A 22474-nucleotide genomic window follows, 5' to 3' on the forward strand; every position below is an offset into this window, starting at 1 on the left:
CCTGTTTTGTATGTGTTATTGGAATTTAAAAATGCCCAATTGTAGAAAATCGTTCCCCAATTGTAATTTTTGGTTTATGCCTTTTCCTTTATTTATCTGCGTTTTATTACACCACCATTTGATAGATCCGACTTGATTATAGGTTTACCTGTATAAAAAATAGTTCCTCCATCCTTTACTGTGCCGTTAAGGAGTGTGCCGACTTGTGCGGTTATTTTTCCACCTCCGTAGACGATGGCGAACAGGGAATCGACAGGTGTTGATGCCATTTCAAGATTTCCTCCACTTTTTACAGTGCATTTGAGAATTTCTATTGGGGCAAAACCATCCTCTATTTTGAGCGACCCGCCTCCACTTAACTGAATATCATCAAAATTTGGAGTCCCAATATGGATTTCGACATGGCAGTTGTCTGAGTGGTTGTCCTTGCTCGAAATGTGCAAGGCTTTTGATGAAACGTCGGCATCGATCTTTTCCACACAACTTTTTTTGCCTTTCAACTGCAATTTGGTTGCCGAAGTAGGGTGCAGATAGATGTTTCCTCCTGTCGTAACAATCAAACTGTTAAAAGGTGGGATAGATCTCTCTTCTTTTACAACATCTTTGTTCCCGGAAGAAGAATTGTCTTGTGCTTTGCAGGACGGTACTGCAATGAGACTGAACAGAATTATGGGTAATAAAATAAACTTTATCATGTCGATTTTTTTATAGGATTACAGGGTACTGGCCTGTCTAGTTTTTTGCTTTGACTTTTACCCCATCCTCGTTGATCTTCATCTCAAAGGAATCTTGATTGTCTTTAATGTCGATGTCAATGCCATCTTCATTGATGATGATTTTACCGTTACCATCTCTATCCTCGTCATCGTCTTCTGGGCAATCCAAACATTGCAACTCTCCGTCATCACCCATCAACCAGTGTTGCCCTGCCATACCACTTCTGTAAAACCCTTGGTCATTGTCAATTCCCCGCCCAATGTATCTGCTTGTGGAATCATCAAAATATACCGTCATATTTTCTGGAACATAAATGGTAATGGTCACTTCTTGGTTTCTAGCTTTGTTAGATGTCTCGGTGGTCAGATATTTGTCCAGTACAATTTCATTGCCATCAACCGTGTAGGTATATTCAATGTTCCTTGCACGGTCACGGGCTGCTGGAGTAGAGCTACCATCTGCATCTTTTCTAATATTAATGCTGATGGAATCGGTATCCGACTTTCTGATTTTGATATCGACTTCGTCGGACATCAGCACACGGTTGTCATTTTCATCATAACCAAAGGTCATCCTTCCAAAATGAATATCATCCCTGTCATATTCCATGTAAGCATCTTTCATTGTAATAATCAAGGTGTCGGAAGGAATTTCCAAAGCCGGTTCGGTCCTATCGTTTACACTTCCAGTATAAGAGAACTCAGCAGCTTGGCGTATTCCAAATACAATCAACAGTCCTACGGAAATCAACCAAAGGCCCAACAGGGAGAATTTGGCAATGTTTCCGATGGATTTAAGGTTGTTCACCAATATCTTCAAACCTAAATATAACAGGAAGAAGAACGGAATCCCTACGGCAAAGAACAATAAGATGGATACCACCCAAACCGGTGCTCCAGAGGTGTTGACGATCTCATAAAAATCTATTCCAGGTACATGTACTGCATCGAACATGCCCACGGTGAACAGTCCAAAGAACAATCCTACCAATGTAGATGCACCGATGATGATCAACAAAATGCCTATGAACTTGCCGAATACCTTAAAGAGGAACAGAATAATGTCCCCGATGGTATCAAAAAAGGTCTTGGAGCTGCTTTTGACCTTGTTGCCCACTTTATCGTAGTCAACACTTTTTACTTTTTCCGCAACATCATCAAACCCCTCTTTAACTTTGCGTTCTATATTGCTGATGTTGACGGGCTCCCCCCGCATATCCAATTTTTGGGAGGTTGTTGCGGCTTCGGGCACCAAAATCCAAAGTAGGATATAGGCGATAAGTCCAAAACCACTGGTGAATACGGCCAATAGAATGAATATGAGTCTAACCCATAGCGCGTCTATGCCCAAGTAATGCTCCAGACCGGCACATACACCACCAATATATTTATGGTCTATGTCCCTGTACAGTTTTTTGCCTTTCCCTGTGGATTCTGCATAGGCCTTTTTGGGTTCGTCCTCAAAAATGTCCTCGTCCACCATGTAATCTTCGGGCTGCCCCATAACATCGATTACCTGGTCTACTTCCTTATGCGTGATCACTTGCCGTTCGTTCTCCATTTTCTCGAGGAAGAGCTCGGCAATCCTAGCTTCTATATCGGCAATAATTTCATCGCTTCCCTTGGTACCTGAAAAGGAACGTTTTATGGATTCCAAGTACCGTCTCAGCTTGTTATACGCATCGTCGTCTATATGGAAGAGCGTATTTGCTAAATTTATATTTACTGTCTTGTTCATTTTTTGATTTTATTTTGTGTTGGTTACCAGATTGACTGCGTTTCTAAGTTCGTCCCAGGTGCCATTGAGTTCGTTTAGGAACAACTGGCCTGTTTCCGTGAGGGCATAATATTTACGGGGCGGCCCCGATGTGGACTCTTCCCAACGGTAGTTGAGCAATCCCGCGTTCTTTAGCCTTGTGAGCAAAGGGTATATGGTACCTTCCACTACTAACATCTTAGCGTCCTTTAAGGCTCCCAGAATTTCTGAGGCATACTTGTCGTCATCCTTAAGGATGGACAGAATGCAATACTCCAGAACCCCCTTGCGCATCTGTGCTTTTGTGTTTTCTATGTTCATAACTTCATGGTTCTATTAAATTAACTGTTCGTTTTTGTTCTGCCAAACTTTGTTTGGCAACGTTTCCACTCCATTCCCCCGAATTGGGCAGGGGAGTGGAAACGGTTTTTTGATTGATGATTGACCCTTCGACTGCGCTCAGGGCAGGTTGATTTTTTTCGTTTTTTGATTGATGGTTAAACTCCGATTTTTTTGATTGATGATGATTATGGCGGAGGTGATTAAGCTCCTTATATATATATTATTTGATGAATTTTATGGTGAATGGATATTTAAAATATTCCCCTTCATTGGTTCTGATGGTGGCCAAAATGGTGAAAACAATGTTCACAATGCCCAAGGCAACCTGCAAAAAACCAGATATTCCTACGGGCCAAATAAGTCGTCCCAATCTAAAATCGTCACTATCTATATGAAAGTTCAGATTGTTCAAATCGCTCAAGTCGTGGAACCCAAAAAAGTTCCAATCGAACAGGTCTGGCCAAAACCCAATAAAGAATGGAATAGTGATCAAACCTGCTACAATGGAATAGAGTAACATGCTAATTTGAAAATTAAGTGCTTGTTTACCATTATAATCCACAAACTCATGTTGCTTTTTATTGGCGGTCCATAGGATCAGGGGAAGTATAAAATTCCCAAAGGGGATAAAGTACTTCGAGAACATGGACGCATGGATGATTGCGGATAAATTTCGTTCGTGTTTGGTGATTGTAGTTGCCATTTTCTGATTGATGTTTTTTGATTGTAAAGGGGTTAACCTATTAGCTTACGATACAAATATATATCCAAAAGATGGTACTATGCAAAACAAAGTACTATAATTTAACATAAAATTAACAATAATATATATCATCTTTTTACCTATTTTTAGGCGATTATAAATACAGGATATGGCACTTACACCCAGTAAAATCAATACGTTTACATTTATGAAACTTCCTTCTGCATGGTGGTGTGGGGTAAGGCTTAAGTATATTGATGACAAAAAGGCAATCACCTCGGTAAAGTATAAATGGGTGAATCAAAATCCGTTTAAATCCATGTTTTGGGCCGTGCAGGGGATGGCTGCTGAGCTAAGTACGGGTGCATTGGTAATGAACGAAATCCAAAAGAGTGGAAAGAAAATCTCCATGCTCGTGGCCAACAACAAGGCCACCTTTACAAAAAAAGCTACGGGGAAAATCACATTTACTTGCGAGGATGGCGGATTAATCGCTGATGCCATTCAAAAAACTGTTGAGAATGGGGAAGGAGAGACCTGCTGGATGAAATCGGTTGGGGTGAACCAAGATGGGGTAGAGGTATCCACCTTTCATTTTGAGTGGACGGTGAAGGTGAAAGAATAATGTTATAAGACTTTTACAGTGCACTTCATAAGAAGACATCTCGTTCTTTTCTACTTTATAGCTTTATTGGTTTTAATGAATTTCATATCAGCAATGCTTTGGTATGTTTTGAATTCTTTAAACTTTTTCTCCTATGAAGCGGAAGGCATAGTATTAGTTTCCTCTTTTCCAATAATATATCTTGCTGGAATATTACTTTCCTTTAAACTTTTAAAAATAAAGTGGTTTATTAATAACGATAAAATACGATACAGTATAGTTATACAATGTATCTTCTTATCCGTTTTCTTATTTATTTTTCAAACTCTAGTTGATGTTCCATTTTGGAGAAACTTAGTAAATGGGGAGTTTCGGTTTTTAGCTTGGGAAATACCATTTCAAAAAGGAGCTTATATAACAGTTTCAACTATCCTATCAATTTTGGTAGCCCCAGTTTTGGAGGAAATATTATTTAGATATCTTATTTTCAATTCATTATTGAAAAGGTATGGCTTCTACTTTAGCATGGTGGCTACCGCATTGCTTTTTTCAATGATGCATTTAAGTATGGAAGGCTTATTCGCTTATTTTTTGATAGGCCTTGTATATAACTATATTTATTATCTAACCAAATCACTATGGTTGATTATTTTGGTTCATATCATTCATAACATTTCAGCCAGTATTACCAAACTGGAATTTTATGGAGTATCAGATTCTCCAATGATTTTAGGCGTTATCATATATATTGCAAGTGCTTATGGTATTATTCTAACTATCAAAAAGCTTAGATTGTTAGTCAAGGAATAAAGGTTGAAAAGAACTGTAACAAATCCACCTATCCATCAACATATAAATAGAAATCAAAAAACATCAATACATAATGAACGCACACGAAATAGACTACCACATTTACGGCGAAGAAATGCAATATGTGGAAATAGAACTGGACCCACAAGAAGCCGTTGTTGCCGAAGCCGGCAGTTTCATGATGATGGATACCGATATTAAAATGGATACCATCTTCGGGGACGGTTCCAACCAAGATACTGGGGTATTGGGCAAATTGTTCTCCGCAGGTAAACGAATGCTCACGGGCGAGAGCCTTTTTATGACCGCTTTCTTGAACATTGGTCAAGGTAAAAAACTTGTGAGCTTTGCTTCGCCTTATCCAGGTAAAATTGTCCCCATAGATCTCTCCGAAAAAGGCGGCAAGTTTATTTGCCAAAAGGATGCATTCCTTTGTGCCGCTAAAGGTGTTTCCGTGGGCATTGAGTTCTCCAAACGCTTGGGCCGTGGGTTTTTTGGAGGCGAAGGCTTTATTATGCAAAAGCTGGAAGGTGACGGAATGGCCTTTGTGCACGCTGGTGGAACCATGGCGAAAAAAACATTGGCACCTGGAGAGACCTTAAAAGTGGATACAGGCTGTATTGTTGGTTTTTCCCAAACTGTGGATTATGATATTGAGTTTGTGGGCGGCATTAAAAATACTGTTTTTGGCGGGGAAGGACTTTTCTTTGCTACGCTACGTGGTCCGGGAACCGTTTATATTCAATCCTTGCCGTTCAGTAGGTTGGCCAGCCGAGTTTGGGCCGCTGCACCGAGAGGTGGCGGAAAAGACAAGGGAGAAGGTAGCATTTTGGGCGGTATCGGCGATTTGTTGGATGGGGATAATAGGTTTTAGATGTCGGGTGTTGGGTGTTGGATGTCCGAAGTCAGAAGTCAGAAGTCTGAGCTTGGAAGCTCAATTCCAAAAGAATAAAAGTAAGTATTGATAATAGATTTTAAGTTGCTTGAAGCCGGATGTTAGGTGCTTGATGCAGAATGTCAATTGTTATATGGTTGGAAAAACAAAGTTTAAATTTGAAAGACTACATATATGGCAGGATGCCATGAATTTGGGAGAACAAATAAACTTGATTACCAATGATTTTCCCAAAAAAGAAACATATAACTTATCATCCCAAATCTGTCGAGCAGCAGATTCGGTGGCCCTTAATATTTCTGAAGGTTCCATTGTTCAGTCAAAGCCTGAGTTGAGAAAGTTTCTGGGTTATTCTGTACGTTCACTGGCAGAAGTGGTGACTTGTTTGTATAAGGCTAGTAATAGAGCGTATATTTCCGATAAGGAATTTGAAAAATTATATGATTGTTGTTTCAAGTTAATGAACATGATTATAGCTTTTCGAAACAAGATATAGCTTCACATCATTAAAGACCCTTAACATCAAACACCGAACACCGAACACCGAACACCAAACACCGAGCATCAAACATCCAACACCGAACAATCCATGAATTTCAACGACCTGTTCCATTTTCTAGAAGAACTTCAAAAGAACAATAACAAAGAATGGATGGATGCGAACCGCAAATGGTACAAATCCCTTCGCAACGATTTTATCGCTTGGTTGGATGATTTGGATTTGACCATGGTACAACTCCATGACGATTATTACCCAACTCCAGGCAAAAAGGGCATCAACAGAATCAATAATAATTTAATGTTCCATCCGAATAAACCTATCTACAAAGACCATTTGGGTGCAGGGTTGGACAAAGCGCCCAATTCCGCCGATTTTTATATTGAAATTGGACTAAAACATTGCTTGTTGGCAGGCGGTCGATGGCGACCTGACTCCAAAACGCTTCGCAGTATCCGAGATGCCATTGATTATAATGGTGAGGAATTGCAGCAGATTCTGGACAAACCATCCTTCAAAAAAATGTTTGGCGGCTTATATGAGGACGAGAAATTGGTGTCATCCCCCAAAGGGTTTTCCAACGACCATCCGCATATTGAATTGTTGCGCAACAAAACCTTCGCGGTGGAGTACAAACTGACAAAAGCAGACGTGCTGAATCCTGATTTCAAAGAAAAAATCGTTGCCGTTTACAAGGAAATGCTTCCCTTTCGGCAATATTTAAATCAAGCCGTAACTGTTTAGTCCAGTTCATCCGAAGCCTTGATCAATCGGGCAGAAAGGTCGGGGCGCTCCATGTCGGGGTCGTATGGGAACATGGGTCTAATAATTCTTTTATGGCCCAAACGTTCCAAATCTTGGTCCACGCCACCTGGGGTCAAGGCCATGACCCAATCCCCTCGCATATTATAAAGTTCTGGAACCAAATACCCAATTTTAACTACTATAATATCCGTTTCACTGGGAACAAGTCCCAAATTGGTAAAGTCAGATTTTCTGTGGTAGGGTTTCCTCTTTTTGGTCACAATAACATGGGCATTGTCCACTCGTACCACAACCTCGGTTTCTGCATGAACATCGCCATGTTTTATGGCAGTAACTTCTCCCGTTAGCATAAGGGGTGGGGCATATCTATCGTCAATATCGGCACCAACAGGAGCACTGACTTCTCCGCCAACGCCAACTTGCATAGCTTGTTCCACCAATTTAGGCCCGGGAATAGAGGCGTAAATCAAGGATTTGCCACCTACTGTATGAAACTCCTCCCTTTTTAAAAGCTCCGTCAATGTCCAAGTAACATCACCTGCGCCACCAGCGGTGGGGTTGTCGCCCATATCACTCAACATAAATGGTTTTTTGTCACTCGCCAAAGCAAGTTCCAATGCTTCTTCGTAGGATTTTGTGGGGGCTACGAACTCAAATTCTTCGCGGACATCCCAAAAACTATTAGCCAATTTTTCAACTCCTTCGGTTACTTGGTCTTTATTATCTCCTGTAACCATGACCACGGCATGGTTTCGGGGTTCATCGGCCCAAGCGTAGCCAATCCAGATAGCGGCATCGATTACGCCTTCTTTTTGCTCCACTTCGGGCACTTTGGCGTAAAGACTTTTTCCGGGTTCTACTCGTGTGCTTGTTTTTTCGCCGGGTAATAAAATCGGTATGGGAACCCAAGCTTTGTATTTGGGTTTGCCTTTTCCGTTTTCTAATCGTGACACCAAGTTTTTCACGGCTCTTTTGCGCGATTCGGTGGCATCTTCGTGTGGAGCCATTCTGTAACAAGTAATCAAATCGGAATGTTGTGCCAATCGTTTGGAAACATTGCCATGGAGATCCATGGAGGTCGAAATCAATACGTCGGTTCCCACAACTTCTCGAATACGTTTGATGAGGTCTCCTTCTGGGTCATCTAGTCCAACAACGCTCATGGCTCCATGAATGTCAAAGAAAAGCCCATCGTAAGGCTTATTTTCTTCCAACATTTTTAATGTTTTGCCCACCAAGGATTCGTAAGCTTCTCGAGTTACGGTTCCCCCGGGCAATGATTTTCCCACTAAAGTGGGAACCCATTCGGCTCGTTTTCTCAAGGAAGAATCTGTATCCATAAAAGAGTAGCGGTTAAATATGGAATCTCCAATTTTGGGATGGAATGCTTCTTCATGCGTAAGGGCGGGCGAAAACGTACTGGATTCAATCCCCAGTCCTGCAATGGCTATTCGAGGCAGTTTTTTTTCTGTTTTGGTATCACAACTTATCAGAATGGCAAAAAGTAACAGAAGGAGTAAGGAGTTACGCATAATATTGGGTTTGGTCGGTTTTCATCAAAAAACATAAATATCGACATAATAATATTGATGTCAAAAGTGATTGCAGTAATTCAGAGTGATAAGTGGATAAGCTTGTATATTTAACCAAAACTTATTCATTTTGGCTAGCAACAGAATCAGAAACATACAACGGGAACTGCTATCAGACAACTGGTATTCCCTAGAAAAAATCACTTTTGAATATTTACGGGACGATGGTGTTTGGGAAAAGCAAATCCGCGAAGCATATGACCGTGGCAATGGTGCTGCGATACTTCTTTATAATGTTGAAAAAAGAAAGGTTGTGCTTACCAAACAGTTTCGTATGCCCACCTATGTGAACGGTAATGATGATGGGATGATGATCGAGGTATGTGCGGGACTTTTGGAGAAGGGAAATGCTGAGGAAACGATAAAAATGGAAGTAGAGGAGGAGACGGGTTATAAAATTGATAAGGTGGAAAAGGTTTTTGAAGCCTACATGTCACCCGGTTCGGTTACTGAGATTCTTCATTTTTTTGTTGGTGAGTATAAAGATGCCATGAAAGTAAGTGAGGGCGGTGGCGCAGCGGATGAAACCGAAAACATTGAGGTGTTGGAGCTGGATTTTAAAAAAGCGATTGCCATGATGCAAAACGGTGAAATAAAAGATGCCAAGACTATAATGCTATTGCAATACGCCCAAGTGCAGGGAATTATGCATCAGTAGTTTTCGTAGAGATTCTTTAAGGTAGTATACATGGTTTCCCTTATTTCTGATGATGGCACCCGAAAATGATTGTTCATAAAACTAAAGATGAGCAATTTGCCCGATTTGGTCTTCACGTAGCCGCTCAAATTATAGTTGTTGCCCACGGAGCCCGATTTGGCAAATAGGAACGGCTCCGTTGTGTGGTCTTCCCATTCTTGGACCGTATTGTTGGGTCCCCACATCGGAAATATCCCAAAAAGACGTTCTTCCTGTACTTCTTCATATAGTTTTTGAAGAATTTGAACAAAGGAACGGGGCGTAAACAAATTATAACGGGAAAGTCCGGACCCATCTACCCAGCGCGGTTGATGTTCCAAGTCCTTTAAATGATTGTTCAACATAAAATCTATGGCTTTTTCGGTGCTCAAGGTATCGGATAGTGTTGCCGAGGCCGCTATTAATAATTGTTCTGCCAAAAAGTTATCGCTCTTAAAAAGCATACGCTTAAAAATAGAGTCGGTTTCTATTCCATACAAGGTTTGCTTCTCTCCAGATGGAAAATGTGGGGTCAAAGCAATTTTTTTCCCAAGGGCTGTCTCAAGTAATTCTTTGGTCAAATTTTCACTGGCCATAAAAGGAATTTCCAAAGTGTCCTGTTCCGTAGAAGAGATATAAAACTTGTTGTGGAATTCTTTTCTTTTAAAAGTGGTGTCCTTGATTATGGTTTTATGGAAGAATGTTTTTGGAGAAACTTCCAATCCATTGTTGTTGGAAATGGTAGCTACGTTGCCATAAAGGGGCAAAGTGGATTTTTCGGGCGAAAAATAAGTGTCGTAATCTTCCCAGGCCCAACCGGGCCCATAACGGGGTTCGCTGTGATTTTTGGTGTAAAGGGCAATGGTTTCCTGATTTTTTAACCAAGCTATTGCTGTGCTGTCCTTAAAATAGGGGTGCAGCCATGATGGGTCACCGGTACCTTCAATAAATATCGTGTCTTGGGTCACTTTATATTTTAGGGTGGGAATGTATTTGGGAAGTAACTTTAGACCTGTATATAAAGTTACAATCTTTGTGTTGCTGGCAGGGGTAAAGTATTTGTCGCCATTGTGATCATAGATCTCTTTTTTAGTATTGGCATCAATAATTACAAGGCCATGGAAAGAATTTTTCAGGTTGTCGCTCTCAATATTCGAGTTCAGTGTTTTTTTGATGGGACTACATCCTGTCAACAAAAAAATGATAATAAAAACCTTGAAAAACAGTGGGTTAGATGTTTTTGTTTGTGGTTGGTTCATATACGCCCTTGGTCAATTTTAACAACAAGATATTCATTTTTTAACTGAAACTTAGGTTTTTTAAACGTGTTTTTCACTAATTTAGAACACAACCTTTTACATTCAATTTAATCAAATTATTATGCCTAGAGCTATGTTAGATTACACCAAAACAATCCTTCAAAAGGTGAGTTTTGATGTTAAACTCTTTGCTAGGGAACTTCAGAAAGCTATTTCTAGATTATTGCCAAGTGAAGTGGAAGAGCTTAGAATCTGGTTGCAATTTTATCTTGTGGACAAGCCAGAGTTACAATCAACATTAGTATTATTAAAAGTATAAACACTAACTAAGAGCCGCTAAAAAGCGGCTCTTTTAATTTTTGGCCAAGGGGCTTATTATTTTCACATCCTGAAAAGCAATTGCTCCACGAACAATACTGGAGATTACCTCTCTGAGAGCATCCGTAATTTGTATTTTCAGTTCGCTTTTATGGTAAATCAAACTTATTTCACGTGCCGGAGTAGGTTTTTGGAAGGATTTTAGGTTAGTTCTCTTGTCCTCTTCCAAGTGTAGGGTATTCAAGTAGGGCAATAGGGTCATTCCCATGCCTTCATCCGCTAAACTGACCAAGGTCTCAAAACTTCCACTCTCAATTTTAAAATGGTCACCATGTCGGTTTTTGGAGGCTTTGCAAAGGTTGATTACCCCTTCTCGAAAGCAATGGCCATCCTGCAACAAAAGAATATCGTTTACATCCAGATCATCCGTAGATATTTCATTTTCTGATGCCAGCCTATGATTTTTTGGGACGTAACCTACAAAAGGTTCATAATATAATGGGCGTTCTTTGATAAACTCAATTTCTAGCGGTGTTGCGGCTATTCCAGCATCCAAATGCCCATCCATAATATTTTTGATCATAGTTTGGGTGGATTGTTCCTTGATGATGAGGTTAACCTTGGGATATTTTTTTATAAAAGCATTTAGGAACATGGGGAGCAGTGTGGGCATTACAGTTGGTATTATCCCCAAGGTGTAATCTCCCCCAACATACCCTTTATCTTGATCAACAATATCCTTGATTCGTTCTGCTTCGGCCACAATGTTCTTTGCCTGGGCCACAATTTTTTCCCCTACTTCGGTAATGGTGATGGGTTTTTTGCCCCTGTCAAAAATGAGGACATCGAGTTCGTCCTCCAACTTTTGTACCTGCATGCTCAAGGTGGGTTGGGTAACAAAACTCTTTTCTGCGGCAAGGGTAAAGTTCTTGTGCTCGGCAACAGCCAGCACATATTGAAGCTGGGTAATGGTCATTCAATTATAGGTTTAGGGCATAAAAGTATAAAAAACCATTAGGTTAGTCTATAGAAAAGAAAGAATCCTAAAAGGCGCAGATTGTATTAAAGCTAAGAGTCCGTCTAAAAAGCAACAAAATTTTGACTTTGTCAGGTTGAGCCCTTCGACTTCTCAGGATAAACTAAAGTCGAAACCCATTGATTATCAACGTTATTTAGGTTCTCTACTGCGCTCGAACTGACAGGCTACAAGCTTTTTAGACGGGCTCTTCTAATAATTGACTGTTGTTTTTTGATTAAAACCGGATGTTCATTTCCAAATCCTCATCGCCAACGGTAAACTGGGCACTTTTAAAATCCGGTGGGCCCATGGTCATTTCGTTGCCGGACATCCCGTAGCTTTCCTTTGGCATTCCGTTGGACTGGTAATCCATTCGGTTGTTTTCGTTGGCATCGTGCAGGGCCATTATGGCATAGGTGCCTGGTGCTACCTTGTTGAACTTCAGGATTACTTTTCCGTTTTCAATGGTACTTTCCAAGTTTTGTATGCCTGGGCCTTTCATAAAAGTTTCGGTGGTGTGCAGGCTGGCAAGTACTTTTCCTTCATCACTGGTTACATTGTCAATGGTAACGGTAATAGCTACGTTGGTTTTTTCTTGCGCCATGGCAATGATGCTTACAAAGAGGAAGCTTAAAGCTAGTGTAACAGTTTTCATACTATTTGTATTTGATGTTTTGTCTACTCCAAAATTCAGAAAGAAGACCGTCTATAAAAATTTCAACCTACCGAAATGTTGATTTTATGGAGTGAACTGCAAAGTGAAAACTGTAATTCAATTCAGCAATAAAAAACTACAATTGAGTATTTCCTTTTCGTTTGGTAAGGTGTTCAAGAGCAATTTTGTGGCATCAATCAAAACGATCAGTCATGAAAATCATCATCAATCTAATTACATTATTATTAAGTACCGGAGTTGTTTTTGCACAGCAGACCATCAATGGAAAAGTTACCGATGCCAAAAACAACCCCATCGAAGGTGCCAACATTTATTTGGAAGGAACTTACGATGGCGCCTCATCGGATGCCGACGGTAATTTTAGCTTTGAGACAACTGAAGAGGGAATGCAGACCCTGGTTGTTTCCATGTTGTCCTACGAACCACATTACGAGGCAGGAGATGTTTCCTATTTTAAGGATTTACATATTAAATTGATGGAGTCCGTCAATTCGTTGTCGGGCGTTACTTTGACCGCGGGAACCTTTGAGGCAGGAGATAATTCCAAGGTGTCTGTGCTGAAACCGTTGGATATTGTTACCACAGCAGGGGCTGCGGGCGATTTTGTGGCTGCTTTGCAAACACTACCTGGAACCACAACGGTAAACGAGGACGGTCGTTTGTTCGTTCGTGGGGGTACGGCAGGAGAGACCCAGGTTTTTATAGACGGGCTACGTGTTTTTCAACCGTTCAACGCTACACCCAATAATACACCGACCCGCGGTAGATTTTCACCATTTCTTTTTAAAGGGATTTCTTTTAGCACGGGAGGATATTCGGCAGAGTATGGACAGGCATTGTCCAGTGTGCTTTTGTTGAACACTACGGATGTGCCGTTACAGGAGAAAACGGATATCTCCATAATGAGTGTTGGGGGTGGAGTGGGGCATACAAAGATTTGGGGCGACCAATCGCTCAGCATCAATACATCTTACATGAATCTTGCCCCTTATGAGGCTTTGATTCCATCCACCCAAGGTGTTCGTTGGAACAGCCCGTACGAATCCATTTCTGGGGAAGCGGTTTTTAGAAGCAAAGGTGAAAAGAGTATGTTTAAACTGTACACGGGATTCAACCATTCCAATCTGGATATTGAACAGGAGGACATCAATTTTGATGATTATGTACAGTTCCGTTTAAAGAACAACAACCTATATTTTAATTCATCTTACAAATACTTTTTTGCTAACGATTGGAGTCTCACCTCTGGGGCTTCTATTGCATGGGACACCAATGATATTGGTATACAGGAAGACAAGGTCGATGCTAAAGAAACTTCATCACATATCAAGATAAAGGCACGTAAAAATTTTAGTAATCGGTATGATTTGAGTTTTGGGACAGAGTATTTCAATACCAATTATGATGAAACCTATACCGATGTTGATGTGGATGAGTTCAATAGTGGTTATAATGATGGTTTATGGGCCGCTTTTGCAGAATCAGATATATTCTTGAGCAACAAGTTCGCCATGAAGCTGGGTATCCGGGGAGTGCACAGCAGCTTGCTGGATGGGTTTACAATATCGCCAAGGGTGTCTTTGGCCTATAAACCGGGAGAGGACGGGCAGTTTTCTTTGGCCTATGGCGATTTTTATCAGAGACCGCTTACCGAAGTGGTTAAGTTCACGCAAAATTTGGACATGGAAAAAGCATCTCACTATATCCTCAATTACCAATACATCAATAATGGAAAAACTTTTAGGACTGAGGCCTATTATAAGGATTATGACCAGTTGGTCAAATATGATACGGATGCGCCACAGTTCAATTCCAATTACACCAATTCGGGAGGCGGGTATGCCAAGGGCGTCGATGTTTTTTGGAGGGATAGTAAGAGCATTGAGAATTTGGATTATTGGTTCTCGTATTCCTTTTTGGATACTGAACGGAACTATCGAAACTTTCCTGAGAAAGCCACTCCGAACTTTGCGCCAAAACATAATGTATCGTTGGTTACCAAATATTGGGTGGATAAGCTAAGGTCGCAAGTCGGACTTTCTTATTCGTACGGTTCCGGCAGGCCGTACCACAACCCCAATACATCTGGTTTTATGACGGAAAAGACAAAGTCTTACAATAATCTCAGCTTCAATTGGGCCTATCTTATTGATCAACAAAAGATTTTATACTTCTCGGTGAGCAACCTTTTGAGTTTCAATAATGTGAGCAATTATCAATATGCAGAAGTTCCGGATGCCAACGGAGTATTCAATAGAAGAGCAATTACCCCCCCGGCCGACAGTTTCTTCTTTGTTGGATTTTTCTGGACGATAAGCTCGGATGGCAAGAGCAACCAACTGGACAATTTATAGACTATTGCTGCATTTTAAGGTAATAATCCACAGAATGTTTCCCGGAACCATAAACAATAAAGAAGAGGGTAGCTAATAAAACAATGGTGGCCAACATAAGGTTGTTGGTGTCCATCTCGCCCAAGAAATTAGTAAGAACGGCACCCAAAAGTATGGGTAGCTGTGCAATACAGGCCCATCTAGTCAGCAATCCTACAACGATAAGAATACCACCAACAAAATGAGCAGGAGCTATATAATGCAGAATGAACATGCCCCCTGGCACCCCTTCAAAAGGACGTGCCATTCGCTCCATTTCTGTGAAATTGGTCATAAACTCGATTCCCTTGACAAAAAAGATGATACCAAGCATAACTCTGATCAAGTCCAAGAGGAGATAAGTACGGGCATTTGCCCATTTATTGAGCGATTTTATTAGAGCCATGACAATGAGGTTTAAGGTTTGACACTATAAGATACTCATTTTTAACGATATAGTAAATAGGTGGTCGTTTAAAACCTTACAAAAATGTAAGACAGGTACAAACCTGGCATGTGCAGTACTAGGCAGAGGTTATTGTTAATTCCATTTGAATATCGCTACGGGCATAAGGTGACGAAATTTTGGTCATTTCCTTAAAACCTAATTTTTTGTAAAGCGATAGGGCCGGGGCCAATTTTCGATTGCTCTCCAAAAATATTTTTTGGGCTCCCAACCCTTTGGCTTTATCAATAATGTGCTGTCCCAACAATTTGCCTATACCTTTGCCTTGCGCTTTGGGGGAGACGCCCATTTTAGAAAGTTCAAAATCATAACCGGCATATTGGCAAGGAATTAAAGCGCAAACTCCCACCGGTTCTCCATTTATTAAAGCTACCGCAATATACCCGCCTTTGTCCAAAATATATTCTTTGGGATGGTGGAGCGCAACACGGTCCATTTCCTCCATCTGAAAATATTTGGTAATCCATTCCTCGTTCAGGCTCCTAAAAGCATCTTTATAAGTTTCAGAATAGGGAACAATGGTAAAAGACGCATCCATGTTGGGGAATATTTTGAATTTTATTGTCAAAAATAAATTTAATTCCAGAACATTTTATAAACTGAAATTCAATTTTTATGAATTCAAACTGCTTATCTATCAATTCAATAGACCGTTCAACGAAAAAATTACCTGTTGGACGATAAAATATGTAGATTTACATTATAATTAGTCATAAAATTCTTACAAGTCCCAAATCTTGCGAATGAGACTATCAAAAACATATGGTCCTGTCCCAATCAGGAATATTAACCTACAAATCCCAATCGGCTATGGAGATAAAACTACCCCCGTTCCCCCAAATCACATTTCCGCCCCAATTTGAACGCTATGTTTATGCGTTATTGATTTTTGTTTTTCTGGGTTTCCCGTTACAGGCCCAAGAAGAAAGCAACCCCTATGTTAGTTACGATGTACCATTTCAGAATTTGTTGAAGTTCAACCGATTTCTGATCAATCCTACCTTTTCATCAATACGGGAGGATAAATCGTACATCAACTTTTTCCATCGCAGTCAAAGTGCTGATTTCGAAAACAACCGCCAGAACTACTTTTTGAGTTACAGCGGTAGATTGAACGATAGGGTTGGACTTGGGTTCAGCTTATATAACCAGCAAGAAGGGGTCATTTCCAATTTAGGTGTCATGGCCAATTATTCCCACGGTATCCCGTTGGGAGAAGAGAGTAGCTTAACCTTTGGGGTGAATATCCCTTACTATGTAACAGGCTATGATCCTAGTAGAGCGGTAACTCAGGGAGGAGATCCCATTTTGATGGAAGCTGAGGAAAGTTCTGTAATATCGTTCCAGCCAGGACTTAACCTTAGTTTGGGCAAATTCGACTTTGGAGTGTTCGCCCAAAATTTGGTGGATTATAATTTAAAGTCAGGAAAATCCCTGAGCAACCTAAACCAAAAAACTTTTTCAGGTCACGTACAGTTTGTTAAAGAGTTGGAAAATGGAAGAGGTGTTTTTGAGGATGGGAGATTAATGCCCCTGGCACGAGCACGATTTGAAGGGAGCGAAGACCCTATCTTTGGAGGAGGGATTATTTTGGATCTTCCCAAATTGGGTTGGATTCAAGGTGGATACGACCAATTTTATGGTGCATCGGCCGGTACTGGATTCAATTTGAACCAACGATTGTCCTTTGGCTATAATTTTGAAAAAAGCTTGAACAGCAACATTGCCAACCTTGGTGTAACCCACGAAATTTCAATTGCTTATTCTTTTGTTCCCAATCTTTCCAAAAACACATTCGTTTCCAACGACGATGAAGAGAAAAAGAAGGTTGAAAATACGGCTGTCGCTGAAGCAAGTGATGAAACCGCAAAAGCAAAGCAACATGGCAAGTTGGATGTAGAAACCACTCTGCGTCCCTCCAATAAAGAGGACAGAGCCTATTGGGAAGAGCGCGTAGCACAATTGCAGGAGCAGCAAGAAGATAGCTACGCTGTAATTGATGACCTCCTTTACAAAATAGATTCCATGAAACAGGGCAGGGAACAAGAAATGGAAAAACGCTTTGAGATGGTTATGCGAATCGTGAAAAGGCACAATGGGGATGAGATTCCCGATATTGAGACCAAGGCCCAAAAACTATATTTGGCGGACAACAAGGATTTGGACTCTGTTTACAATGAAATTGAAGCTTCTACAGCGCAAGCTGCTCTTGTGGATAATTCCAAATCCGTAAACAAACAATCCAATAAGAAAAGTGAAGGAACTTTTCATGGAGGTGCGTTTAAGCCCATTGAAAAATACATTGACCTTGAAGGAGTAGGGCAAGGGCACTATATTGTGGCCAACGTTTTCAAAAATGAGACCTACCTAAAAAACTTTATGAAAGAATTGAAAAGCAAGGGATTGCAGGCACAATACTTCAGGAACCCGGATAACGGTCTCAATTATGTGTATTTGGCAAAATATGAAGAAAATGAAATGGCATACGCTGCATATCAATCAAAAATGAAGGGCAAGTACCAAGACGAAATTTGGATCATGCATGTTGAGAACCCGAGGTATTCCAATTGGGCGGATACCAATTTTCAAGATATAGAATAGCCACTAAGTGGCTTTGCCTTTCATGTGCTGGGCAATACCTCGACTTCCCGGGTCTGGAATTTCCTCAAGTTCTGATATTATTTTATGGTGATCATTGGCTTGGGTCTGGGATAGCTTGTAGGTAGCCTGTATATCCGATACTTGCACTTTAAAACCCACCACTCCTTTTACTTGGCGCAAGGTTTTTGGGGATAAGTTTTTAAGGGAAATCGGGTTTTTGGAGACTTTCTCGTACTTATCTACCAGTCGGTGCATGGATTGCATGGTCTCTTCTTCGGTTAAAACCTTTAGATTTCCGTACACATGTACTGCTATATAGTTCCAAGTAGGCACTTCTTCCTCTTTATACCAAGAAGATGAAACATAGGCATGCGGACCATTAAAAATGCACAGAACTTCTGTTTTGTCCGTAAAATTTTTCCATTGAGGATTGGCTTTGGCAATGTGGCCCACCAAAATATCATTTCCGTTTTCGTCGGTTTCCAGTTCCAAAGGAATATGGGTGCCCCATGGTTTGTCGTCTACAATGTTGATCAATATGCCAAAACTATTGTTCCTCAAGAAATCCTTGATTTCTTCAATGTTTTGATTGTTGTAGTGAGGTGGAATGTACATGGATTGCTTTAATTTTTTGGAACCGAACAGCTAAAGTAAAAATTAAAGCTTGCATACCTTACAGTTCATCCTCGAATGTTTACAGTTCGGTAATCCTTCTTTTTAAAGTTTTGGTTCCTGGTTCATTTTTGTGGTATCAATAATCAATGCGCAGTTAAGCTGAGCATAAAAAAAACGACAGTCATGAAGAATCTGATTTTATCAATGTTATTAATGGGAGCCACCTTTGTTAACGCACAAGACCGCTACGCAAAGGGTATGGAAAAGGCATTTGAATTATGGCAAAACCAAAAGGTAGTGGAAGCATCCAACATGTTCGAACGAATAGCAACTACGGAACCGGACAAGTGGTTACCTTATTATTATGCTTCTCAAATAAACACGATAATCTCATTTGGAGAAAAGGATGAAGAAAAACTGAGCAAACAGCTCGAAAAAGCCAAAGAATTTATAGATGTGGCCAAAGCTATTTCACCGAACAACCCTGAGATATTGATCCAAGAAGCACTCATTAATACAGCTTGGATTGCTTTTGATGGTGCCACTTATGGGATGACCCTGTCACAAAAAAATGCACAACTCTATCAAAAAGCATTGGAACTGGCCCCAAACAACCCCCGGGTTATACTCTCCAAGGCAGAGTGGGACATGGGGTCGGCAAAATACTTTGGCAAGGACACCACACCATATTGTAAAGATGTGGAAAGAGCCTTGGAACTTTTTGCTACCTTTAAATCCGAAACACCGTTTTACCCTACTTGGGGAGAAGAAAGAGCGAAAGAGGTTTTGGCAAACTGTGGTAAATAGAAAAGTATGAAACTCTTAATAAGGGAACTTGTAAGGGCGTTTTTAGTGGGGGTGGCCATTTACATGGTCTTGCTCATTATTTTTTTTGTTAAGGGGTGGGACCTTACTTTTCAAGAGCTTTGGACAGAGTTTTGGGAGAGTATGGTTTTTTCCGTGATTATTTATATGCTCAACTCTGCTTCCTTTATCATTTTGATGCGGAAGTATGATAAACAGCTTTTTACGAAAAAATATATAGGCTATGGTTTTCTGGGAAATGTTATAGCCTCGATTATCGGAATTGGTATTTCCAGATTTGTTCTGGTGGTGCTGGTATATCAAAAATCAATAGATCAATTTTTGGCAGAAGAGCGCATGGAGTATTATGTGAGCTCTTTTTTGATTTCCATGGCAGTGGCCATTTTGTTCTATGCTGCTTATTACTATAAATATTACAAAGAGAAGCAGGTAAAAGAACAGAAGATCATAGCAGGGTCGGCATCTGCCCGTTTCGATGCTTTAAAAAACCAGTTGGACCCCCATTTTTTGTTCAACAGCCTCAATGTTTTAACAAGTTTGATAGATGAAGACCCACATCAGGCCCAAAACTTTACAACATCACTGTCCAAAGTTTATAGGTATGTGCTGGAGCAGAAAAATAAGGACTTGGTTACCGTGGATGAAGAACTGAAGTTCGCCAGAACTTACGTAAGACTTCTAAAGATGCGTTTTGAGGACAGTATCATCTTCGATATTCCGGATAGCTGTTCCCAACCTGAAGCTAAAATTGTGCCGCTGTCCCTACAACTATTGCTGGAAAATGCCGTAAAACATAATGTGGTCACTTCATCAAGGCCATTGCACATCAAAGTTTTTGAACAACAAGGCATGTTGGTCGTGAGCAATAACCTTCAAGAAAAACAAGTGGTGAAAAAAAGCAGCGGGGTCGGATTACAGAATATAAAGCAACGCTACCGTATTTTAACCGACCGCGAAATGGTCGTTAAAAAAACAGAAACGGATTTTAGTGTGTCTCTGCCCATGCTCACCCAAAAATATACCATATTGGAGACCCAAGAGAGCTATATCGAAGAAAAACGGTACGTAAAGGCCAAAGAACGGGTAAAGGCAATTAAGGACTTTTACGGCAACCTTATGGCCTATTGTATTGTGATTCCCTTTTTGTGGTGGCTCAATTTTAGAACAACGGATTTTCTCTGGGCATTTTTTCCAACATTCGGCTGGGGGTTCGGTGTGCTTGTGCATGGAATGGAAGCCTTCGGCTATAACCCACTTTGGGGCAAGCGCTGGGAAGAGCGCAAGATCAGGGAGCTTATGGATAAGGATGATTTTTAGAATTTGGATGTCGGATGTCGGATGTCGGATGTCAGTTCGAGCTGTCATCCTGAGCGCCCGCCAGTCGCACGGGCAGACAGTCGAAGGAGCAGTCGAGAACCCTTTGGCTAGCTAAGCTCAAGTTCAATTAAAATGGTTTTATGTTGTTTTCATCAAACCTTTTTGCTTGCTCTCCCAAACCCTAAACCCCAACACTACAATTCATCCCAATAAATGCACAGTTCAGAAATTCATTTTTCATTAAGGGAGTTGCTATACCGAATTTAGCAGTGTAATCAAAAATCAAAAACGAACAGTCATGGAAAACGCAACAGAACTTCGATATGCCAAAGCCAAGGAAAGGGTGGAATGCATCAAATCTTTTTACTACAATCTTACAGCTTACCTAATTGTGATTCCTTTACTGGGATATCTCAATTATAGCACTACAAGTTTCCCATGGATTATTTTTCCGGCCGTGGGATGGGGACTTGGACTAATAGGTCACTGGATGTCGGCTTACGGACACAATCCCCTTTTTGGAAAAGAATGGGAAGAGCGTAAGATTCAGGAACTTATGAACGATAAAGAATTTTAATAATGAGTATTTTTAACTGCAACATCACATCAAATACGAATACCATGGAAAATACCGATAAAGAAAATAAGTACATGCGGGCAAGAGAGCGCGTGGACGAGCTTAAAAAGTTTTACGGAAACCTGACTTCCTATGTTTTAGTGATATCAGGATTGGCACTGATCAATTATTTTACCACCGGTTTTGGCTATATGTGGTTTTTGTGGGCCGCTTTTGGGTGGGGTATCGGTATTGTTTTTCATGCCATTAAAACTTTTGATCTTAACCCTTTTTTTGGAAAACAATGGGAAAAGCGCAAGATAGAGAAGATTATGCGCGATGAAGAACAGAACAATAAATGGAAATAATCATGGAAAACTTTAATAAGGAAAAATACAATAAAGCCAAGAAAAGGGTTGAAGAACTAAAAGGCTTTTATATACACTTGGCCATTTATGTGGTAATAAACACCTTTATTTTGATCAATATCTCCCTAAGGTCAGATAGTTTTTGGCAATGGGAACATTTTATCACATTGGTAGCTTGGGGGGTGGGAGTGTTGTTCCATGCATCCAGAACCTTTGGGTTCAACCCCTTGTTGGGCAAGGATTGGGAAGAGCGTCAAATCCAAAAATATATGGATGAGGACAAAGAGGAAATGAACAAGTACAAGTAAAATGATGACAGACAGAGACATGGCCAGGGAGGCCGCTAAAAAACGAGTTCAGGAACTCAAAGGCTATTATAGGCATATCGGCATATTTGTTATCGTAAATGGTACTTTGTTGTTGCTCAAATTGGGTGTTCTGACGTCCTTCTTACCCGAGACATTTCCAAAGGAATCCTATTACTACGATTGGATCAATGCCAACATCCTGATTTGGGGAGTGATTTTGGCCGTCCATTCAATCATTGTATCGCGACACAGGCTCACTTTTTTCAAAAAATGGGAAGAAAGACAGATTCGAAAATATATGGATGAGGACAAAGATGATGTTGATAAATACAGATAAGAAAACAATAGGTAGAAAGTCAGTTGTTATATTTTAGAGAGCAGTAGGCAATAAAGTATCTAACCAAAAAACAATTAACG

Annotated in this window: 26 protein-coding genes; 15 read left to right on the top strand and 11 right to left on the bottom strand. The window is 40.5% G+C overall.

Annotated elements, in window-relative coordinates; translation table 11 throughout:
* Window positions 1–92 precede the first annotated feature (92 nt).
* The 4 genes from AC13CS_RS08560 to AC13CS_RS08575 all read right to left on the bottom strand — a co-directional run bounded on the left by AC13CS_RS08560 (window position 93) and on the right by AC13CS_RS08575 (window position 3517).
* Window positions 93–695: a GIN domain-containing protein gene (locus AC13CS_RS08560; protein ID WP_293164297.1), complete on the bottom strand. Its 603-nt coding sequence runs from the start codon at window positions 693–695 to the stop codon at window positions 93–95.
* A gap of 37 nt (window positions 696–732) precedes the next feature.
* Window positions 733–2454, bottom strand: coding sequence for a PspC domain-containing protein (locus tag AC13CS_RS08565; RefSeq protein WP_293164294.1), 1722 nt, complete (start codon window positions 2452–2454; stop codon window positions 733–735).
* Between the two features lie 9 nt (window positions 2455–2463).
* Window positions 2464–2793 (bottom strand): PadR family transcriptional regulator, encoded by a 330-nt coding sequence (locus AC13CS_RS08570; RefSeq protein ID WP_014031488.1) that lies wholly within the window; start codon window positions 2791–2793, stop codon window positions 2464–2466.
* 241 nt (window positions 2794–3034) lie between these two features.
* Entirely contained in the window at window positions 3035–3517 is a 483-nt protein-coding gene (locus tag AC13CS_RS08575) for a DUF4870 domain-containing protein (protein ID WP_293164285.1), read from the bottom strand.
* A 169-nt stretch (window positions 3518–3686) separates the two neighbouring features.
* Between AC13CS_RS08575 and AC13CS_RS08580 the strand changes: the two genes are divergently transcribed.
* The 5 genes from AC13CS_RS08580 to AC13CS_RS08600 all read left to right on the top strand — a co-directional run bounded on the left by AC13CS_RS08580 (window position 3687) and on the right by AC13CS_RS08600 (window position 7069).
* Window positions 3687–4142 carry a DUF4442 domain-containing protein gene (locus AC13CS_RS08580; protein ID WP_293164282.1) on the top strand — a complete coding sequence of 152 codons (456 nt, stop codon included), beginning with the start codon at window positions 3687–3689 and terminating at the stop codon, window positions 4140–4142.
* Between the two features lie 75 nt (window positions 4143–4217).
* The gene (locus tag AC13CS_RS08585) at window positions 4218–4931 is read left to right on the top strand and encodes a type II CAAX endopeptidase family protein (RefSeq protein ID WP_293164279.1); all 714 of its coding nucleotides are present in this window, start codon (window positions 4218–4220) and stop codon (window positions 4929–4931) included.
* A gap of 73 nt (window positions 4932–5004) precedes the next feature.
* Window positions 5005–5805, top strand: coding sequence for a TIGR00266 family protein (locus tag AC13CS_RS08590; protein WP_293164276.1), 801 nt, complete (start codon window positions 5005–5007; stop codon window positions 5803–5805).
* 154 nt (window positions 5806–5959) lie between these two features.
* Complete coding sequence (locus tag AC13CS_RS08595) at window positions 5960–6322, top strand: four helix bundle protein (protein WP_293164273.1); 363 nt, start codon at window positions 5960–5962, stop codon at window positions 6320–6322.
* A 93-nt stretch (window positions 6323–6415) separates the two neighbouring features.
* Window positions 6416–7069, top strand: a complete 654-nt coding sequence (locus tag AC13CS_RS08600) for a DUF2461 domain-containing protein (protein ID WP_293164270.1) — start codon at window positions 6416–6418, stop codon at window positions 7067–7069.
* On the opposite strand, the gene AC13CS_RS08605 is transcribed toward AC13CS_RS08600, so the two are convergent.
* A complete protein-coding gene (locus AC13CS_RS08605) occupies window positions 7066–8622 on the bottom strand; it encodes a M81 family metallopeptidase (RefSeq protein ID WP_293164267.1) in 1557 nt (518 codons plus the stop codon). The genes AC13CS_RS08600 and AC13CS_RS08605 overlap by 4 nt on opposite strands.
* Window positions 8623–8752: 130 nt before the next feature.
* Between AC13CS_RS08605 and AC13CS_RS08610 the strand changes: the two genes are divergently transcribed.
* Window positions 8753–9340 (top strand): NUDIX domain-containing protein, encoded by a 588-nt coding sequence (locus tag AC13CS_RS08610; RefSeq protein ID WP_293164265.1) that lies wholly within the window; start codon window positions 8753–8755, stop codon window positions 9338–9340.
* Here the strand turns inward: AC13CS_RS08610 and AC13CS_RS08615 are convergent.
* The gene (locus tag AC13CS_RS08615; protein WP_293164263.1) at window positions 9334–10617 is read right to left on the bottom strand and encodes a D-alanyl-D-alanine carboxypeptidase; all 1284 of its coding nucleotides are present in this window, start codon (window positions 10615–10617) and stop codon (window positions 9334–9336) included. The genes AC13CS_RS08610 and AC13CS_RS08615 overlap by 7 nt on opposite strands.
* 121 nt (window positions 10618–10738) lie before the next feature.
* Here AC13CS_RS08615 and AC13CS_RS08620 point away from each other — a divergent pair, with 121 nt between their 5' ends.
* On the top strand, window positions 10739–10936 hold the full coding sequence (locus tag AC13CS_RS08620; RefSeq protein WP_293164260.1) for a hypothetical protein: 198 nt from the start codon (window positions 10739–10741) through the stop codon (window positions 10934–10936).
* Window positions 10937–10969: 33 nt separating this feature from the next.
* Here AC13CS_RS08620 and AC13CS_RS08625 read toward each other — a convergent pair whose 3' ends face one another.
* Together AC13CS_RS08625 and AC13CS_RS08630 are read right to left on the bottom strand one after the other, a co-directional pair.
* Entirely contained in the window at window positions 10970–11911 is a 942-nt protein-coding gene (locus AC13CS_RS08625; RefSeq protein WP_293164257.1) for a LysR substrate-binding domain-containing protein, read from the bottom strand.
* A 277-nt stretch (window positions 11912–12188) separates the two neighbouring features.
* Window positions 12189–12608 carry a DUF2141 domain-containing protein gene (locus AC13CS_RS08630; RefSeq protein WP_293164254.1) on the bottom strand — a complete coding sequence of 140 codons (420 nt, stop codon included), beginning with the start codon at window positions 12606–12608 and terminating at the stop codon, window positions 12189–12191.
* 212 nt (window positions 12609–12820) lie between these two features.
* On the opposite strand from AC13CS_RS08630, the gene AC13CS_RS08635 reads away from it, so the two are divergent.
* A complete protein-coding gene (locus AC13CS_RS08635) occupies window positions 12821–14983 on the top strand; it encodes a TonB-dependent receptor (RefSeq protein ID WP_293164252.1) in 2163 nt (720 codons plus the stop codon).
* A gap of 1 nt (window position 14984) precedes the next feature.
* Here AC13CS_RS08635 and AC13CS_RS08640 read toward each other — a convergent pair whose 3' ends face one another.
* On the bottom strand, window positions 14985–15407 hold the full coding sequence (locus AC13CS_RS08640) for a DoxX family protein (RefSeq protein ID WP_293164249.1): 423 nt from the start codon (window positions 15405–15407) through the stop codon (window positions 14985–14987).
* Window positions 15408–15525: 118 nt separating this feature from the next.
* Window positions 15526–16005, bottom strand: a complete 480-nt coding sequence (locus AC13CS_RS08645; RefSeq protein WP_163625695.1) for a GNAT family N-acetyltransferase — start codon at window positions 16003–16005, stop codon at window positions 15526–15528.
* Window positions 16006–16277: 272 nt separating this feature from the next.
* On the opposite strand from AC13CS_RS08645, the gene AC13CS_RS08650 reads away from it, so the two are divergent.
* The gene (locus AC13CS_RS08650; RefSeq protein ID WP_293164243.1) at window positions 16278–18068 is read left to right on the top strand and encodes a PorP/SprF family type IX secretion system membrane protein; all 1791 of its coding nucleotides are present in this window, start codon (window positions 16278–16280) and stop codon (window positions 18066–18068) included.
* 3 nt (window positions 18069–18071) lie between these two features.
* Here AC13CS_RS08650 and AC13CS_RS08655 read toward each other — a convergent pair whose 3' ends face one another.
* On the bottom strand, window positions 18072–18683 hold the full coding sequence (locus tag AC13CS_RS08655) for an FMN-binding negative transcriptional regulator (RefSeq protein WP_293164240.1): 612 nt from the start codon (window positions 18681–18683) through the stop codon (window positions 18072–18074).
* A gap of 183 nt (window positions 18684–18866) precedes the next feature.
* On the opposite strand from AC13CS_RS08655, the gene AC13CS_RS08660 reads away from it, so the two are divergent.
* From AC13CS_RS08660 to AC13CS_RS08685, 6 genes are all read left to right on the top strand, one after another.
* Window positions 18867–19490 carry a hypothetical protein gene (locus tag AC13CS_RS08660; protein WP_293164237.1) on the top strand — a complete coding sequence of 208 codons (624 nt, stop codon included), beginning with the start codon at window positions 18867–18869 and terminating at the stop codon, window positions 19488–19490.
* Between the two features lie 6 nt (window positions 19491–19496).
* The gene (locus AC13CS_RS08665) at window positions 19497–20825 is read left to right on the top strand and encodes a 2TM domain-containing protein (protein ID WP_293164234.1); all 1329 of its coding nucleotides are present in this window, start codon (window positions 19497–19499) and stop codon (window positions 20823–20825) included.
* A 298-nt stretch (window positions 20826–21123) separates the two neighbouring features.
* Window positions 21124–21402, top strand: a complete 279-nt coding sequence (locus tag AC13CS_RS08670) for a 2TM domain-containing protein (RefSeq protein ID WP_293164232.1) — start codon at window positions 21124–21126, stop codon at window positions 21400–21402.
* Between the two features lie 44 nt (window positions 21403–21446).
* The gene (locus AC13CS_RS08675; RefSeq protein ID WP_239057419.1) at window positions 21447–21749 is read left to right on the top strand and encodes a 2TM domain-containing protein; all 303 of its coding nucleotides are present in this window, start codon (window positions 21447–21449) and stop codon (window positions 21747–21749) included.
* A 2-nt stretch (window positions 21750–21751) separates the two neighbouring features.
* Window positions 21752–22057 (top strand): 2TM domain-containing protein, encoded by a 306-nt coding sequence (locus AC13CS_RS08680; protein WP_293164227.1) that lies wholly within the window; start codon window positions 21752–21754, stop codon window positions 22055–22057.
* A gap of 1 nt (window position 22058) precedes the next feature.
* Window positions 22059–22394, top strand: coding sequence for a 2TM domain-containing protein (locus AC13CS_RS08685; RefSeq protein ID WP_293164224.1), 336 nt, complete (start codon window positions 22059–22061; stop codon window positions 22392–22394).
* Window positions 22395–22474 lie beyond the last annotated feature (80 nt).

It is taken from the genome of Flagellimonas sp. B-3, assembly GCF_056857835.1.

Coding starts and splice junctions, on each gene's coding strand:
- AC13CS_RS08560 (WP_293164297.1), bottom strand. CDS start 695: ATGATAAAGTTTATTTTATTACCCATAATTCTGTTCAGTCTCATTGCA.
- AC13CS_RS08565 (WP_293164294.1), bottom strand. CDS start 2,454: ATGAACAAGACAGTAAATATAAATTTAGCAAATACGCTCTTCCATATA.
- AC13CS_RS08570 (WP_014031488.1), bottom strand. CDS start 2,793: ATGAACATAGAAAACACAAAAGCACAGATGCGCAAGGGGGTTCTGGAG.
- AC13CS_RS08575 (WP_293164285.1), bottom strand. CDS start 3,517: ATGGCAACTACAATCACCAAACACGAACGAAATTTATCCGCAATCATC.
- AC13CS_RS08580 (WP_293164282.1), top strand. CDS start 3,687: ATGGCACTTACACCCAGTAAAATCAATACGTTTACATTTATGAAACTT.
- AC13CS_RS08585 (WP_293164279.1), top strand. CDS start 4,218: ATGAATTTCATATCAGCAATGCTTTGGTATGTTTTGAATTCTTTAAAC.
- AC13CS_RS08590 (WP_293164276.1), top strand. CDS start 5,005: ATGAACGCACACGAAATAGACTACCACATTTACGGCGAAGAAATGCAA.
- AC13CS_RS08595 (WP_293164273.1), top strand. CDS start 5,960: ATGGTTGGAAAAACAAAGTTTAAATTTGAAAGACTACATATATGGCAG.
- AC13CS_RS08600 (WP_293164270.1), top strand. CDS start 6,416: ATGAATTTCAACGACCTGTTCCATTTTCTAGAAGAACTTCAAAAGAAC.
- AC13CS_RS08605 (WP_293164267.1), bottom strand. CDS start 8,622: ATGCGTAACTCCTTACTCCTTCTGTTACTTTTTGCCATTCTGATAAGT.
- AC13CS_RS08615 (WP_293164263.1), bottom strand. CDS start 10,617: ATGAACCAACCACAAACAAAAACATCTAACCCACTGTTTTTCAAGGTT.
- AC13CS_RS08620 (WP_293164260.1), top strand. CDS start 10,739: ATGCCTAGAGCTATGTTAGATTACACCAAAACAATCCTTCAAAAGGTG.
- AC13CS_RS08625 (WP_293164257.1), bottom strand. CDS start 11,911: ATGACCATTACCCAGCTTCAATATGTGCTGGCTGTTGCCGAGCACAAG.
- AC13CS_RS08630 (WP_293164254.1), bottom strand. CDS start 12,608: ATGAAAACTGTTACACTAGCTTTAAGCTTCCTCTTTGTAAGCATCATT.
- AC13CS_RS08635 (WP_293164252.1), top strand. CDS start 12,821: ATGAAAATCATCATCAATCTAATTACATTATTATTAAGTACCGGAGTT.
- AC13CS_RS08640 (WP_293164249.1), bottom strand. CDS start 15,407: ATGGCTCTAATAAAATCGCTCAATAAATGGGCAAATGCCCGTACTTAT.
- AC13CS_RS08645 (WP_163625695.1), bottom strand. CDS start 16,005: ATGGATGCGTCTTTTACCATTGTTCCCTATTCTGAAACTTATAAAGAT.
- AC13CS_RS08650 (WP_293164243.1), top strand. CDS start 16,278: ATGGAGATAAAACTACCCCCGTTCCCCCAAATCACATTTCCGCCCCAA.
- AC13CS_RS08655 (WP_293164240.1), bottom strand. CDS start 18,683: ATGTACATTCCACCTCACTACAACAATCAAAACATTGAAGAAATCAAG.
- AC13CS_RS08660 (WP_293164237.1), top strand. CDS start 18,867: ATGAAGAATCTGATTTTATCAATGTTATTAATGGGAGCCACCTTTGTT.
- AC13CS_RS08665 (WP_293164234.1), top strand. CDS start 19,497: ATGAAACTCTTAATAAGGGAACTTGTAAGGGCGTTTTTAGTGGGGGTG.
- AC13CS_RS08670 (WP_293164232.1), top strand. CDS start 21,124: ATGGAAAACGCAACAGAACTTCGATATGCCAAAGCCAAGGAAAGGGTG.
- AC13CS_RS08675 (WP_239057419.1), top strand. CDS start 21,447: ATGGAAAATACCGATAAAGAAAATAAGTACATGCGGGCAAGAGAGCGC.
- AC13CS_RS08680 (WP_293164227.1), top strand. CDS start 21,752: ATGGAAAACTTTAATAAGGAAAAATACAATAAAGCCAAGAAAAGGGTT.
- AC13CS_RS08685 (WP_293164224.1), top strand. CDS start 22,059: ATGATGACAGACAGAGACATGGCCAGGGAGGCCGCTAAAAAACGAGTT.